Below are 13,081 nucleotides of genomic sequence, written 5' to 3'. Positions count from 1 at the left end.
AGCACAGGGCCCGACACCGTCGGGTCTTTTTACTTTTTACCGAACAGCGCCAGCGCCAACTCGCGCTGGATGGCGTGCTCCACGATGGGTTCCGGGTAGTCGCGTCCCAGCTGAAAACCACTGGGGAGCGACTTGGCCAGCCACGGTGCATGGATGGCCTTGTTGTCCAGTGCGGCCAGCTCCGGCACATAGCGGCGGATGAACTTGCCGTCCGGGTCGAACTTCTCGGACTGGCTTACCGGGTTGAAGATGCGGAAGTAGGGTTGTGCATCACAGCCAGTAGAGGCCGCCCACTGCCAGCCACCATTGTTAGCCGCAAGATCAAAATCCAGCAGCTTGGCCGCGAAGTAGGCTTCGCCGCGGCGCCAGTCGAGCAAGAGATCCTTTACCAGAAAACTGGCGGCAACCATGCGCAAGCGGTTGTGCATGAAGCCGCTCTGGTTGAGCTGGCGCATGGCGGCATCGACCAGCGGGTAGCCGGTATTGCCTTGGCGCCAGGCATCAAACCAGCTGTCTTGCCCAGGGAAAGCCAGCTGCCGGTACTCGGCCTTGAAGCTCTGTGTTACCACGTCTGGAAAGTGCCATAGCAACTGCTGATAGAACTCGCGCCAGATCAGCTCGTTCAGCCAGCTTGCTGCGCCTTCATCCTCTATGTCCATCGTCAGCCGCACGGCTTCTCTGATAGAGATAGTGCCAAAGCGCAAATGTGCAGACAGGTAGGACACGCCTTTCACCGCAGGGTAGTCACGGCAGGCTTTGTACTGGCTGATGCGCAGGGCGAAGTCCTGCAGTAGCACTTTTCCTCCCGTGCGACCGGTTGGTAGTCGCACTGCTTGCTGCGCGGCGGCGGCAAATCCCAGCTCTGCCAGTGAGAGCAGACTTTGTGCCTCAGTGGGTGGTGCCAGGGCGCCGGCCAACGGGGCGGGGAAGGGCTGGGTCAGTAGCGGTGTGAACTGCTGGCGCCATGCCCGCATGTAAGGGGTAAAGACGGTATACGGCTTGCCTTGCTTGGTGACGACGTCGTCCTGCTCGAAAATCACCTGATCCTTCTCGCTGCGTAGTTCGCGACCCTGTTGCCGTAACTGCGCTGCCACTTGCGCATCGCGCTCCCGCGCGTAGGGTTCGTAATCGCGGTTGCAGTACACCGCATCGCAGTGCAGCTCTGCGGCCAACTGTGGAATCAGTTGGGTTGGATCGCCGTGCAGCACGCGCAGTCCACCGTTGTGCTGGCGTAGCGCGGTATCCAGTTCCTGCAGTGCGGCGTGGATAAATGCCACCCTCCTGTCGTCACGCGGCAGCAAGCGCAGGATGTTTTCGTCGAAAACAAAAACACAGTGGCAGGTTTTGTGGCGCAACAAAGCCCGTGACAGTGCGGCGTTATCAACCGCCCGTAAGTCGCGCCGAAACCACATCAGGCAGGCTGTACTCATCATGAAATGCTCACTGGTGTCGTTATAAAGCAACGCTTTTGTAGGTGTTGTGGGCATTGTTGTCTAGTGGCAACAATGGTGTTTTTTATTTTAAATTCAATAAAAACAATGCTTTGATTACTTTTTTGTGGTGTTGCCCGGGAAGGCTATGAGTACGGGATTTGTTTTTTCGCAACGCCACGTTTATAGTCCGCCACAGATACCGCCGGAATACCGGTGGTCTGGACAGCCCTACCGGAGCCAAGGTTTCGGATAAATCCACGGGCAACATTCGTGATCTCTGAAAGGAACACACATGAAAAAGCTGATCGTTCTGGCTACCCTGGCTGCCCTGCCGGCAGTTGCAATGGCTGACGTTACCATCTCCGGTAACCTGGCTGTTGGCATCGTAAATACCAAGGCCTCTGGCTCTGGCTCCCTGACGACTGAAGATCGCACCAGCGGCGAAATCAAGTTTGCCGGTTCCGACGATCTGGGTAACGGCCTGAAAGGCATCTGGCAGATCGCCTCCCGCATCAACCTGGCGGACACTGCTGATGGCAACACTTTTGCCGGTCGCGATTCCTATGTTGGTCTGGAAGGTGGCTTCGGTCGTCTGACTCTGGGCAACATCTATCTGATGCCGACCTCCGGTGCGATGGCAATCTTCGAGAACGACTCTGCGACTTGGAAGTCCAGCATCTACGACCAAGGTGATCGTTACAACAACACCGTATCGTACAAAACTCCGTCCTTTAGCGGCTTTACTGCTACCGTGCAGCACAGCTTCGGTAGCGGTACCACTAGCAGCGTAGATGACACTACTCGCGAAGCAGACAAGCTGTACTCCCAAGCCATCAGCTTGGCATACGAAGGTGATGGCTGGACCGTTTCCTACGATGCTTCCCGCTCCAAGCTGGACACCCTGGGTACCACCAGCGACACCAAATACAAGACCCTACATGAGCTGAATGCTTCCGTAACTCTGAGCGATCTGACCCTGATGGCCGGTTATGCACGCGGCGTGAATAACTTCCCGAGTGATGATGATGGCGAAGGCACTGTAACTGCGCCGACCGTTGACCACGTGAAGCGTAGCGGTTGGGGCCTGGCTGCTTCCTACGCGCTGGGCAACTTCACCCCGAAAATCGGCTTCTGGAAAGAAGGCGATGCTAAGGCTGATGGCGAAAACGCAAACGATGGTCACAAGACTTGGGCCGTTGGTGTTGAATACGCCCTGTCCAAGCGCACCCGTGCTGGTGTAGAGCTGGTTAAAGTTAACTACGATGACAACGCTACCGCTGATCTGCGTGAAGCTACCATCTACCTGGGCACCAAGTTCTAATTTGGTTGTACCGGTTTGAAAAAGGCTGCCTCGGCAGCCTTTTTTTATTGCTGTCGAAGGTTGGCAGGGCATTGCCAAAGCTGGGTTAGCGGTTAATATGCCGCTATAACGGATAGCGGGATGCAATTCATGCAAGTGGCAGGGAGTCGTATGGAGAATGTGGCCATTTCCGGCTTGAGCCGGGCCTTGGTTCAGAGTGAGTTGCTGCTGGCCAGTGATGCGGAGTCCATCATCAAGCTGGCACAGACTGGCGGTGTCTCGTTTGTCGAGCAGTTGGTGCAAAGCAAGAAAATGTCGGCGCAAGACGTCGCCCTGTTTGCTTCTGCCACCTTTGGTCTGCCCTTGTATGACCTGAGTCGGCACAATAGTGACACTATGCCACGCGGCCTGTTGGAGCAGGACTTCATTGCGGCCAACCGTTTGTTGCCACTGTTTCGCCGTGGCAACCGCCTGTATATCGCCATTTCCGACCCGACGCAGAGCAGCGTGCTGCATGCCATTACCTTTAAGACCGGGCTGACGGTTGAATGTGTGGTGGTTGAGGACGACAAGCTGGGGGTGCTGGTTGGCCGCCTGGCGGAAAACTCGATGGCCGCCATCAATAGTCTGGCCGCAGAAGAGTTTGGCGAGCTGGAAATTGCCGACCCAGACGCCGAGCCGGCTAGCGATGGCCTGCCTGATGTTGACGATGCCCCTGTCGTTCGCTTTGTGAACAAGCTTATGGTGGATGCGATCAATGGCGGCGCGTCGGATATCCACTTCGAGCCGTATGAAAAGTTCTACCGTATCCGCTACCGTGTTGATGGTGTGCTGAAGGAGGTGGCGCAGCCGCCGCTGGCAATCAAGGAAAAGCTGGCCTCGCGCATCAAGGTAGTGTCCAAGATGGACATCTCCGAGCGCCGCGTGCCGCAGGATGGACGCTTGAAGCTGGTGTTGTCCAAACACAAGGCAGTGGATTTCCGGGTCAGTACCTTGCCGACGTTGTATGGCGAAAAGATCGTGATGCGGATTCTCGACTCTTCCGCCGCCTCGCTGGATATCGAGCAACTGGGTTTCGAGCCGGAACAAAAAGAGCAGCTGCTGCGGGCGATTGCCCGCCCATACGGCATGGTGCTGGTGACGGGGCCGACCGGTAGCGGCAAGACGGTTTCGCTGTATACCTGTCTGAACATTCTCAACAAGCCGGACAGCAATATCTCTACCGCGGAAGACCCGGTGGAAATCAATCTGCCCGGCATCAATCAGGTCAACGTGAATGAAAAAGCCGGCCTGACGTTTGCCTCGGCATTGCGGGCTTTCCTGCGGCAGGATCCGGACATCATCATGGTGGGCGAGATTCGCGACTTTGAAACTGCGGATATTGCCATCAAGGCCGCCCAGACCGGCCACCTGGTGTTCTCCACCCTGCATACCAACAATGCCCCGGCCACGCTGAACCGCTTGCTGAACATGGGGGTGGCGCCATTCAACATCGCCAGCTCGGTGCTGCTGATCATGGCGCAGCGTCTGGCGCGACGGTTATGTAGTCATTGCAAGCAGCCGGTGGAGATCCCGCAGACCGCATTGCTGCGCGCCGGCTTCCGGCAGGAAGAGCTGGATGGCAGCTGGACGCCTTATGGCCCGGTGGGGTGTGATCAGTGTCGTGGCACTGGTTACAAGGGGCGTACCGGCATTTACGAAATCATGCCGATTACCGATGCGATGATTCGACTGATCATGAGCGATGGCAACGCCGTGCAGATCGATGACCTGGCGCGCGCGGAGGGCATGGTTGATCTGCGCCGTGCCGGCTTGCTGAAGGTGATGCGTGGCGTGACCTCGCTGACCGAAATTGAAGCCGTAACCAACGAATAATCGACAGGATGGCAAGCATGGCGGGAACGGTAAGCAAGAAAGCGGTTGCCCATATCTGGAACTGGGAAGGCAAGGATCGTACCGGCAAACTGATCCGTGGCGAGATTCGGGCGGAGTCCGAAATCGTCGCCAAGGCGCAGCTGCGTCGTCAGGGCATCAATGTCAGCAAGGTAAACAAGCGCAAGCCCAAGTTTGGCCAGAAGGTGACGGAAAAAGACGTCGCACTGTTTACGCGCCAGCTGTCCAGCATGATGAAGGCCGGGGTGCCCTTGCTGCAGGCCTTCGACATCGCGGCAAAAGGGCTCAGCAACGCGCTGTTCACCCGCATTCTGCTGGACGTACGTGCGGAAGTGGAGATCGGTAGCAGCCTGGCGGACGCCTTCCGCAAGTATCCGCTGTATTTTGATGGCCTGTTCTGCAACCTGGTGGCCGCCGGTGAGGCCGGTGGTGTGCTGGATGCGCTGCTGGAAAAACTGGCCACCTATAAGGAAAAAGTGCTGGCCATCAAGGGCAAGATCAAATCGGCACTGGTATATCCGGCTGCCATTATCGCCACGGCGTTCATCATTACGGCGGTGATCCTGATTTACGTGATCCCGGCGTTCAAGGAGCTGTTCTCCAGCTTCGGTGCCGACTTGCCGACGCCGACGCTGATTGTCATCAAGCTGTCAGATGTGTTTGTCGAATACTGGTGGATGATTTTCGGCACGCTCTTCGGCGGTATCTGGGGTATTGCCTATGCCTATAAACGCTCGGCGAAAATGCAGGACGGGCTTGACCGCATCATCCTGAAAGTGCCGGTAATTGGCGAGGTGGTACGCAAGGCCACGATTGCGCGCTGGTGCCGCACACTATCTACCATGTTTACTGCGGGTGTGCCGCTGGTGGAGGCGCTGGATTCGGTTGGTGGCGCGGCCGGCAACAAGATCTATGCCGATGCTACCAAGGTGATCCAGAACGATGTAATGACCGGCTCGACACTGAATGCCTCCATGCAGCGCAGCAATCTGTTTCCCAATATGGTGCTGCAAATGACTGCCATCGGCGAGGAGTCCGGGGCGCTGGATGACATGCTGGACAAGGTCGCGGACTTCTACGAAGAAGAAGTCGACAATGCGGTGGCCTCGCTGTCCAGCCTGCTGGAACCGATGATCATGATCATCCTGGGGGTACTGATTGGCGGCCTGGTGGTGGCCATGTACATGCCGATCTTCAAGATGGGTCAGGTGGTTGGTTGATGCTGGACACGATAACAATGCTGCCGTCGGCGGCACAAATCGGTTTGGCGCTGGTGCTGGGCCTGCTGGTGGGCAGTTTCCTCAATGTGGTGATTTACCGGCTGCCCAAGATGATGGAGCAGCGCTGGCTGGCGGAGTGTGCCGAATTACAGGGGCAGCAAGCGCCTGCGGCCAACTACAACCTGTTCTTCCCGCCATCGGCCTGCGTGCATTGCCAGGCGCCCATTCGTGCCTGGCAGAACATCCCGCTGCTGAGCTTTGCGCTGCAGCGCGGGCGTTGCAGCCATTGTCACGGCGCCATCTCCTGGCGTTATCCGCTGGTGGAGCTGGTTGCCGGCCTGCTGCTGGCCGGCTTTGCCTGGCACTGGGGCCTGGGCGCGACGTGGCTGTGGGCCAGCGTGTTCGGCCTGACGCTGCTGGTGCTGACCCTGATCGATGCTGCCACCCAGTTATTGCCGGACGATCTGACCCTGCCATTGCTGTGGCTGGGCTTGCTTTATAACCTGGATGACAGCTTTGTACCGCTGTCGCAGGCAGTAGTCGGTGCGATGGCCGGTTACCTGGCGTTGTGGAGCGTGTACTGGCTGTTCAAACTGGCGACCGGCAAAGAGGGCATGGGCTACGGCGACTTCAAGTTGCTGGCGGCGCTGGGCGCATGGCTGGGCTGGCAGATGCTGCCGCTGATCATCCTGTTGTCGTCGCTGGTGGGGGCGCTGGTGGGCATCGGCTTGATGCTGACGGCTCGCCACGGGCGCGGCCAACCTTTGCCTTTCGGCCCGTATCTTGCCGCCGCCGGGCTGCTGGCATTCCTGTGGGGCAAGCCGATCATGGCTTGGTATCTGGGTGCTTAAGCCGGTCGTTGGCCTGACCGGTGGCATCGGCTCCGGCAAATCCACGGTGGCACAGTTGTTTGCCGAGCATGGCGTGTGCTGCGTCGATGCCGATGCGGTCGCCCATCAGCTCACGGCCGTTGGCGGTGCGGCGATGGCGGCCATCCGTACTGCCTTTGGGGATGCGGTGGTGACGGTCGATGGCGCCTTGGATCGCACGGTGATGCGGCAGCGCGTGTTTACCGAGCCGGCCGAACGGCAGCGGCTGGAAGCCATTCTGCATCCGTTGATTCGTGCTGAAAGCCTGCGGCAGCTGGCTGCGGCACCCGGGCCGTATGTGTTGCTGGCGGTGCCATTGCTGTTTGAAAACCCGGCCTTCCAGGCGCTGGTGCAGCGTAGTCTGCTGGTGGATTGCCCGGAAGACATGCAGCACCAGCGCGTGATGGCGCGTAGCGGCTTGGCCGCAGAGCAGGTGGCGGCGATCATCGCCGCGCAGATGCCGCGCCAGCAAAGGCTGCAGTTGGCCGATGACGTGATTCACAATAGCGGCGGGCTGGCCGATTTGGCGCTTCAAGTTGATGACAAACACCGCTATTATCTAGCCTGCTTTGGCTTGCCGGCTCCGGCATGACGTTACGAACCAACGGATACCCGCCGTGACCAGTTTCGAGTTCCCCATCACCGAACGAACCCGTACCTTGCTTCGCCTGGAGCAGGTGTACCAGCGGCTGGTGTTCTTTATGGCGCAGGACGAGGCCAATTGTCATCACGTGGCGTTGATGGCCTTGTTCGAGGTGCTGGAGTCTGCCGGTCGCACCGAGTTGAAATCCGAGCTGCTGCAGGAGCTGGAGCGGCAGAAACTGGCGCTGGAAGCTCTGCGGGATAATCCGGTGATCGCCCAGAACGCGCTGGACGCCGTGCTGGAGGAGATCGAACAGACGGCGACCAGCCTGCTCGAAATCAGCGGCAAGTTCGGCCAGCATCTGCGTGAAAACGAATGGCTGATGGCTATCAAGCAACGCTCGGTGATTCCCGGTGGCACCTGCCAGTTCGATCTGCCGTCCTATCATCTGTGGCTGCAGCGCGAGAGCGAAGCCCGCCGTATCGACCTGCTGCGTTGGGCCGCCCCGCTGATGCCGACATCGCGTGCCGCCACCGTGCTGCTCAAGCTGCTGCGCGACAGCGGCAAGGCCTACCAGTACACTGCGCGCCGTGGTGCCTTCCAGCAGATGTCCGGCGGCAAGGCGGTGCAGCTGATCCGCGTTTCCTACGATGCGCGCTTGCAGATCGTGCCGGAGATTTCCGCCAACAAATACGCACTCAATGTTCGCTTCATCAATGCCGGTACCGGCGAGGTTCGCGCCCGCCAGGTGGAAGATGATGTGGATTTCACCCTGACCTATTGCAAGTTCTGAATCATGCCGTCCGAGAAAACCGTTGCCTGTCCGCAGTGCCGCCAAGCTGTCGCCTGGGGGCCGCAAAGCCCGTTCCGTCCCTTCTGCAGCGAGCGCTGCCGGCTGATCGACCTGGGGCAGTGGGCCGATGAAAGCTACCGCGTGCCGGTGTCCGGCGACGACCCGATGCGCGAGCTGGAGCAGCTGTAAGGCATGCGGCCAACATGACAAAGCCGCCCGGGAGGGCGGCTTTTTGTTGTCTGCGGCGGTTTACACCCGGGCGATGGCGGCGCCTTGGGCAAAGTAGCTGCGCACCCCGGACAGGATGGCGTCGGCCATCTGCTGCTGGAAGTCCGGGTCTACCAGCTTCTGCTCTTCTTCCGGGTGGCTGATGAAGGCGGTTTCCACCAGGATGGACGGGATGTCCGGCGCTTTCAGCACCGCGAATCCCGCCTGCTCCACCTTGTCCTTGTGCAGCTTGTTGAGGTTGCTCAGCCGGCCCAGCACCGACTTGCCCAGTTTCAGGCTGTCGTTGATGGTGGCGGTCTGGGTCAGGTCGAGCAGGGTATGCGCCAGGTATTTGTCCTTGCCGCCGATCTTCACGCCGCCGACCATGTCGGCATCGTTCTGGGTTTTGGCCAGGAAGCGCGCCATGGTACTGGTGGCGCCGTTTTCCGACAGCGCGAACACCGAGGAGCCGCGTGCGGAACGGTTGTCCACCGCGTCGGCATGCACCGAGATGAACAGGTCGGCATTCAGCTTGCGCGCCTTGGCGACGCGCACGCCCAGCGGCAGGAACACGTCCTCGTCGCGGGTCAGCACCGCGCGCATGTTCTTTTCGCCATCGATCAGCTTTTTCAGCTGGCGGCTGATCTTCAGCACCACGTCTTTCTCGCGGATACCGCTGGGGCCGATGGCGCCCGGGTCCTCACCGCCATGGCCGGGGTCGATCACGATGGTGAGGGTGCGCCCCGGGCCGCTCTTGTCCTTGCCGCCGCGCGGCGCGCTGTTGTCCAGCTGACCCTTGTTGTAATCCTCCAGCAGTGCCAGCAGCGGATCATCCTGTTGCGCATCGGCCGGGTAGAGGTCCAGCACCAGCCGGTGCTGGTATTCGCCCACCGGCTTCAGCGAGAAGATCTGCGGCTTGACCTCGTTGCGCAGGTCCAGCACCAGCCGCACCGTGTCGTTGTTAAACTGCCCGGCGCGCGCCATGCGGATGAACGGGTCGGCACTCTGGATCTGCTTGCTCAGCTCCTGCAGCACACCGGTCAGCTGCACGCCTTCCAGGTCCACCACCAGCCGGTTGGGATTGGCCAGCGAGAAGTGCTTGTAGCGAATCTCGCTGCTGGCCTCGATGGTGACGCGGGTATAGGTGGACGATGGCCATACGCGCACGGCCACCACCTGGCTGCTGGCGGCCAGGCCGATACGGCTGACCGTCAGCAAAAAGGTGGCGGCAGCGGCACCGATCAGCTTGCGGCGGTCAGAGTCTGGTAGCGGGTGAGGCATGCTGTTCCTGTTTCACTATGGGCAACAAGGCGATAGTTGCGACCATCGCCGGCCAGCTGGAGTTCCAGCGTCAGATCCGGAGCCGGCAGTACACCGGCGGCTTTTTGCGGCCACTCCACGATGCAGAGCGTATCCGCGGCCAAGTAATCGGCAAAACCGGCGTCGAACCATTCCTGCGGATCGTTGAAGCGGTATAAATCGAAATGATGCACGGTGGCGAGCGGCAGCGGATAGCTTTCCACCAGTGTGTAGGTGGGGCTCTTTACCCTGCCGGCATGGCCCAGCCCGCGCAGCAGGCCGCGGGTAAACGTGGTCTTGCCGGCGCCCAGGTCGCCATGCAGCTGCAATTGCAGGCCGGGCTGCAGGCTGGCGGCCAGCGTCTGCCCCAGTTGCAGCGTGGCGGCTTCGTCGCTGAGAAAGCCTGCGACACTGGTATGATCCGTCGCCATGAATGAAATGTCCGTGCAAAACGAGAATTATCGCCATTTGGCCAGCCAAATCAAGGCTTGGGCGCAGGAGCTCGGCTTTGCCGACGCGTGCATCACCCGCGCCGAGCTGCCGGCCGCGGCCGAGACCACGTTGGCCGCATGGCTGGCGGAGGGGTGCCATGGCGAAATGGACTACATGGCGCGCCACGGCAGCCTGCGGCTGCGGCCGGCGGAGCTGGTGCCGGGCACGCTGCGGGTGATCAGCTTGCGCATGCATTACTGGCCGGGCGAGGCGGCGGCGGCGGACGCGGTGCTGGCGGATGCGTCGCGCGCCTATATCTCGCGTTACGCGCTGGGGCGCGACTATCACAAGGTGCTGCGCAACCGGCTGCAAAAACTGGCCGAACGCATCTCCGCCGCCGATCCGGCGCACCAGTTCCGCGTATTCACCGACAGCGCGCCGCTGGCCGAAGTGGCGCTGGCGGCGCAGGCCGGGCAGGGCTGGCGCGGCAAGCACACCCTGCTGCTCAACAAGCAGCAGGGCTCGCTGTTCTTCCTGGGCGAAATTCTGACCAACCTGCCATTGCCGGAAGATGACAGCGAGGTGGCGCATTGCGGCCGCTGCACGCGCTGTCTCGATATCTGCCCCACCGGCGCCATCGTAGCGCCGTACAAGGTGGATGCGCGGCGCTGCATCTCCTACCTCACCATCGAGCTGAAAGGCGTGATCCCCGAGCCGCTGCGGTCGCTGATCGGCAACCGCGTCTACGGCTGCGACGACTGCCAGCTGGTCTGTCCGTGGAACCGCTTCGCGGTGCCGACGGCGGAGGCGGACTTCGCCGTGCGCCACGGCCTGGACGATGTCAGCCTGCTGCAGTTGTTCGGCTGGGACGAGGCGACCTTCCAGCAGCGCATGGCCGGCAGCCCGATCTATCGCATCGGCTACGGCAAGTGGCTGTCGAATCTCGCCGTCGGGCTGGGCAATGCGCCGTACGACGCGGCCATTGTGGCCGCACTGCGGCAGCGGCTGGACGATGGCGACGAACGGGTGCGCGAGTCGGTGGCCTGGGCGTTGCGGCGGCAGCTGCAGGCGGGCGGGCAGGAGCAGCAATAAGGTTGGCCGCATGCGGCCAACCTTGTGCGGTTACTGCAGCGGCTTGGTGAAGTGGAACGACGAGATCACGAAGCCATGGCGCAGGTACAGCTTGTGCGCCGCGGTGCGCCAGGTGCCGGAGTCCAGCACCAGGAAACCACAGCCCAGTGCGCGGGCCTCGGTCTCGCACCAGTCCAGCATCAGGCTGCCGACGCCCTGCGAGCGCACGGCCTCGTCGGTGACCAGGTCGTCCACATACAGCCGCATGTCTTCGTAGGTGTTTTCGTAGACGCGGTACAGGCCCAGCGCCACCACCTTGTCACCGTCGTCCAGCGCGGCGATCAGCCGCGCGCCATAGCTGCAGATGCGGCCCATCTTGGCGACATAGTCGGCGCCACTTTCCGGCAGCATCGGCCGCAGCTGGCGGTGCACCGGGAAGGCGGCGGCCAGCAGTGCCGGCTCCACGATGCGCCCCTGTTCATCGCAGAGGCGCACGATGCGCAGGCGGCCCATCAATCGGCACGCGACGGTGCGATCACCAGCGATTCGCCTTCCAGCACCACCTTGCCTTTCACCAGGCAGGCGGTGGCGAACTTGACCCGCTTTTTCGCCGGGTCCAGCTCGGTGACGGTGACGCGGGCGGTGACGGTTTCGCCGATCTTGACCGGCGCCTTGAACTTGGTGGATTGCGACAGATAGATGGTGCCGTTGCCCGGCAGGCGGGTGCCCACCACGGTGGAGATCAGGCCGGCGGTCAGCATGCCGTGGGCGATGCGGGTCTTGAACATCGACGCTTCGGCGTATTCCTGGTTGATGTGCACCGGGTTGTCGTCGCCGGAAACTGCGGCGAACATCAGGATGTCGGCTTCGGTGATGGTCTTGGCGTATTCGGCGGAATCGCCGATCTGGATGTCTTCAAAAAAAACCGTCATGGGGGCTCCCTGGGCAAAGTGAAAACCGCAACGGCCAGCAAAGGTTGGCCGCTGTCATTCAGCATGCGCTCCTGCCTGTGTTTTATTGTTATGACGTGCTCAATGTTGCAGCGCATTCTTGCATGCTTTCCCTCAAATGCAAATTGCGGGGAAATCGCGTAATATCACCCCACCCCTGTTGTACTGCAGTTGCTTTGTAGTCAATTCACCAATTAAACGCTCGTTTGATAGTGCGCCTGGCGCCCGCCGCGCGGCGACACGGGACGAGTTGTTTCAACCAGAGAGTTCGCTGGAGGAATATGAAAGCTCTAGTCGCTGTGAAGCGCGTTGTTGATTACAACGTGAAAGTGCGAGTCAAGGCCGACGGCACCGATGTGGATGTCGCCAACGTCAAGTTCTCGATGAACCCGTTCGACGAAATCGCGGTGGAAGAGGCCGTGCGCCTGAAGGAAGCCGGCAAGGTCACCGAGATCGTGGTGGTATCGATGGGGGTGAAGCAGTGCGAGGAAACCCTGCGCACTGCACTGGCCATGGGTGCCGACCGTGCCATCCTGGTGGAAACCGATGCCGAACTGCAGCCGCTGGCGGTGGCCAAGCTGCTGAAGGCGGTAGCCGACAAGGAACAGCCGCAGCTGCTGATCGTCGGCAAGCAGGCCATCGATGACGATGCCAACCAGACCGGCCAGATGACTGCCGCGCTGCTGGGCTGGGCGCAAGGCACTTTCGCCTCCAAGGTGGACGTGGCTGCCGAAACCGTGGACGTGACCCGCGAAGTGGATGGCGGCCTGGAAACCGTCAAGCTGCGCCTGCCGGCGGTGGTGACCACCGACCTGCGCCTGAACGAGCCGCGCTACGTCAAGCTGCCGAACATCATGGCCGCCAAGAAGAAGCCGCTGGACAAGACCACCCCGGCCGAGCTGGGCGTGGACGCTGCCCCGCGTCTGAAAACCCTGAAAGTGGCCGAACCGGCCAAGCGCTCCGCCGGCATCAAGGTGGCCAACGCTGCCGAGCTGGTGGCCAAACTCAAGAACGACGCAAAGGTGCTGTAA

General features: G+C 60.9%; 14 protein-coding genes. 9 read left to right on the top strand and 5 right to left on the bottom strand.

The window, feature by feature from the left end; all coding sequences use genetic code 11:
- Positions 1 to 29 precede the first annotated feature (29 nt).
- Positions 30 to 1,487 (bottom strand): cryptochrome/photolyase family protein, encoded by a 1,458-nt coding sequence (locus ACFOLG_RS01620; protein WP_386087707.1) that lies wholly within the window; start codon positions 1,485 to 1,487, stop codon positions 30 to 32.
- Between the two features lie 238 nt (positions 1,488 to 1,725).
- Between ACFOLG_RS01620 and ACFOLG_RS01615 the strand changes: the two genes are divergently transcribed.
- The 7 genes from ACFOLG_RS01615 to yacG all read left to right on the top strand — a co-directional run bounded on the left by ACFOLG_RS01615 (position 1,726) and on the right by yacG (position 8,280).
- Positions 1,726 to 2,754 carry a porin gene (locus tag ACFOLG_RS01615; protein ID WP_386087705.1) on the top strand — a complete coding sequence of 343 codons (1,029 nt, stop codon included), beginning with the start codon at positions 1,726 to 1,728 and terminating at the stop codon, positions 2,752 to 2,754.
- A gap of 120 nt (positions 2,755 to 2,874) precedes the next feature.
- A complete protein-coding gene (gene pilB, locus ACFOLG_RS01610; protein ID WP_386087703.1) occupies positions 2,875 to 4,608 on the top strand; it encodes a type IV-A pilus assembly ATPase PilB in 1,734 nt (577 codons plus the stop codon).
- A 17-nt stretch (positions 4,609 to 4,625) separates the two neighbouring features.
- Positions 4,626 to 5,846, top strand: a complete 1,221-nt coding sequence (locus tag ACFOLG_RS01605; protein ID WP_386087702.1) for a type II secretion system F family protein — start codon at positions 4,626 to 4,628, stop codon at positions 5,844 to 5,846.
- A complete protein-coding gene (locus ACFOLG_RS01600; protein WP_386087700.1) occupies positions 5,846 to 6,697 on the top strand; it encodes a prepilin peptidase in 852 nt (283 codons plus the stop codon). Before ACFOLG_RS01605 ends, ACFOLG_RS01600 begins: the two co-directional genes overlap by 1 nt.
- Positions 6,630 to 7,307, top strand: coding sequence for a dephospho-CoA kinase (gene coaE, locus ACFOLG_RS01595; protein ID WP_386087698.1), 678 nt, complete (start codon positions 6,630 to 6,632; stop codon positions 7,305 to 7,307). The genes ACFOLG_RS01600 and coaE overlap by 68 nt, the downstream gene beginning before the upstream one ends.
- 25 nt (positions 7,308 to 7,332) lie before the next feature.
- Positions 7,333 to 8,091: a cell division protein ZapD gene (gene zapD, locus ACFOLG_RS01590; protein WP_386087696.1), complete on the top strand. Its 759-nt coding sequence runs from the start codon at positions 7,333 to 7,335 to the stop codon at positions 8,089 to 8,091.
- 3 nt (positions 8,092 to 8,094) lie between these two features.
- Complete coding sequence (gene yacG, locus ACFOLG_RS01585; protein WP_386087694.1) at positions 8,095 to 8,280, top strand: DNA gyrase inhibitor YacG; 186 nt, start codon at positions 8,095 to 8,097, stop codon at positions 8,278 to 8,280.
- Positions 8,281 to 8,340: 60 nt separating this feature from the next.
- On the opposite strand, the gene ACFOLG_RS01580 is transcribed toward yacG, so the two are convergent.
- Both ACFOLG_RS01580 and tsaE read right to left on the bottom strand, forming a co-directional pair.
- A complete protein-coding gene (locus ACFOLG_RS01580) occupies positions 8,341 to 9,579 on the bottom strand; it encodes an N-acetylmuramoyl-L-alanine amidase (RefSeq protein ID WP_386087692.1) in 1,239 nt (412 codons plus the stop codon).
- Positions 9,540 to 10,028 (bottom strand): tRNA (adenosine(37)-N6)-threonylcarbamoyltransferase complex ATPase subunit type 1 TsaE, encoded by a 489-nt coding sequence (gene tsaE / locus ACFOLG_RS01575; RefSeq protein WP_386087691.1) that lies wholly within the window; start codon positions 10,026 to 10,028, stop codon positions 9,540 to 9,542. Before tsaE ends, ACFOLG_RS01580 begins: the two co-directional genes overlap by 40 nt.
- A gap of 13 nt (positions 10,029 to 10,041) precedes the next feature.
- On the opposite strand from tsaE, the gene queG reads away from it, so the two are divergent.
- Positions 10,042 to 11,121, top strand: coding sequence for a tRNA epoxyqueuosine(34) reductase QueG (gene queG, locus ACFOLG_RS01570; RefSeq protein WP_386087690.1), 1,080 nt, complete (start codon positions 10,042 to 10,044; stop codon positions 11,119 to 11,121).
- Positions 11,122 to 11,151: 30 nt separating this feature from the next.
- Here queG and ACFOLG_RS01565 read toward each other — a convergent pair whose 3' ends face one another.
- Both ACFOLG_RS01565 and ACFOLG_RS01560 read right to left on the bottom strand, forming a co-directional pair.
- Entirely contained in the window at positions 11,152 to 11,613 is a 462-nt protein-coding gene (locus tag ACFOLG_RS01565; protein ID WP_386087688.1) for a GNAT family N-acetyltransferase, read from the bottom strand.
- Positions 11,613 to 12,032 (bottom strand): MaoC family dehydratase, encoded by a 420-nt coding sequence (locus tag ACFOLG_RS01560; protein WP_386087686.1) that lies wholly within the window; start codon positions 12,030 to 12,032, stop codon positions 11,613 to 11,615. The genes ACFOLG_RS01565 and ACFOLG_RS01560 overlap by 1 nt, the downstream gene beginning before the upstream one ends.
- 299 nt (positions 12,033 to 12,331) lie before the next feature.
- Between ACFOLG_RS01560 and ACFOLG_RS01555 the strand changes: the two genes are divergently transcribed.
- The gene (locus tag ACFOLG_RS01555; RefSeq protein ID WP_386087684.1) at positions 12,332 to 13,081 is read left to right on the top strand and encodes an electron transfer flavoprotein subunit beta/FixA family protein; all 750 of its coding nucleotides are present in this window, start codon (positions 12,332 to 12,334) and stop codon (positions 13,079 to 13,081) included.

Origin of the sequence: Vogesella facilis, from assembly GCF_042648525.1 — a bacterium.
GTDB lineage: Bacteria > Pseudomonadota > Gammaproteobacteria > Burkholderiales > Chromobacteriaceae > Vogesella > Vogesella facilis.
This window is presented reverse-complemented; position numbering and strand designations above follow the sequence as displayed.

Excerpts from the sequence above, each read along its gene's own strand:
- ACFOLG_RS01620 (WP_386087707.1), bottom strand. The coding sequence starts at position 1,487 with ATGCCCACAACACCTACAAAAGCGTTGCTTTATAACGACACCAGTGAG.
- ACFOLG_RS01615 (WP_386087705.1), top strand. The coding sequence starts at position 1,726 with ATGAAAAAGCTGATCGTTCTGGCTACCCTGGCTGCCCTGCCGGCAGTT.
- pilB (WP_386087703.1), top strand. The coding sequence starts at position 2,875 with ATGCAATTCATGCAAGTGGCAGGGAGTCGTATGGAGAATGTGGCCATT.
- ACFOLG_RS01605 (WP_386087702.1), top strand. The coding sequence starts at position 4,626 with ATGGCGGGAACGGTAAGCAAGAAAGCGGTTGCCCATATCTGGAACTGG.
- ACFOLG_RS01600 (WP_386087700.1), top strand. The coding sequence starts at position 5,846 with ATGCTGGACACGATAACAATGCTGCCGTCGGCGGCACAAATCGGTTTG.
- yacG (WP_386087694.1), top strand. The coding sequence starts at position 8,095 with ATGCCGTCCGAGAAAACCGTTGCCTGTCCGCAGTGCCGCCAAGCTGTC.
- ACFOLG_RS01580 (WP_386087692.1), bottom strand. The coding sequence starts at position 9,579 with ATGCCTCACCCGCTACCAGACTCTGACCGCCGCAAGCTGATCGGTGCC.
- tsaE (WP_386087691.1), bottom strand. The coding sequence starts at position 10,028 with ATGGCGACGGATCATACCAGTGTCGCAGGCTTTCTCAGCGACGAAGCC.
- ACFOLG_RS01565 (WP_386087688.1), bottom strand. The coding sequence starts at position 11,613 with ATGGGCCGCCTGCGCATCGTGCGCCTCTGCGATGAACAGGGGCGCATC.
- ACFOLG_RS01560 (WP_386087686.1), bottom strand. The coding sequence starts at position 12,032 with ATGACGGTTTTTTTTGAAGACATCCAGATCGGCGATTCCGCCGAATAC.
- ACFOLG_RS01555 (WP_386087684.1), top strand. The coding sequence starts at position 12,332 with ATGAAAGCTCTAGTCGCTGTGAAGCGCGTTGTTGATTACAACGTGAAA.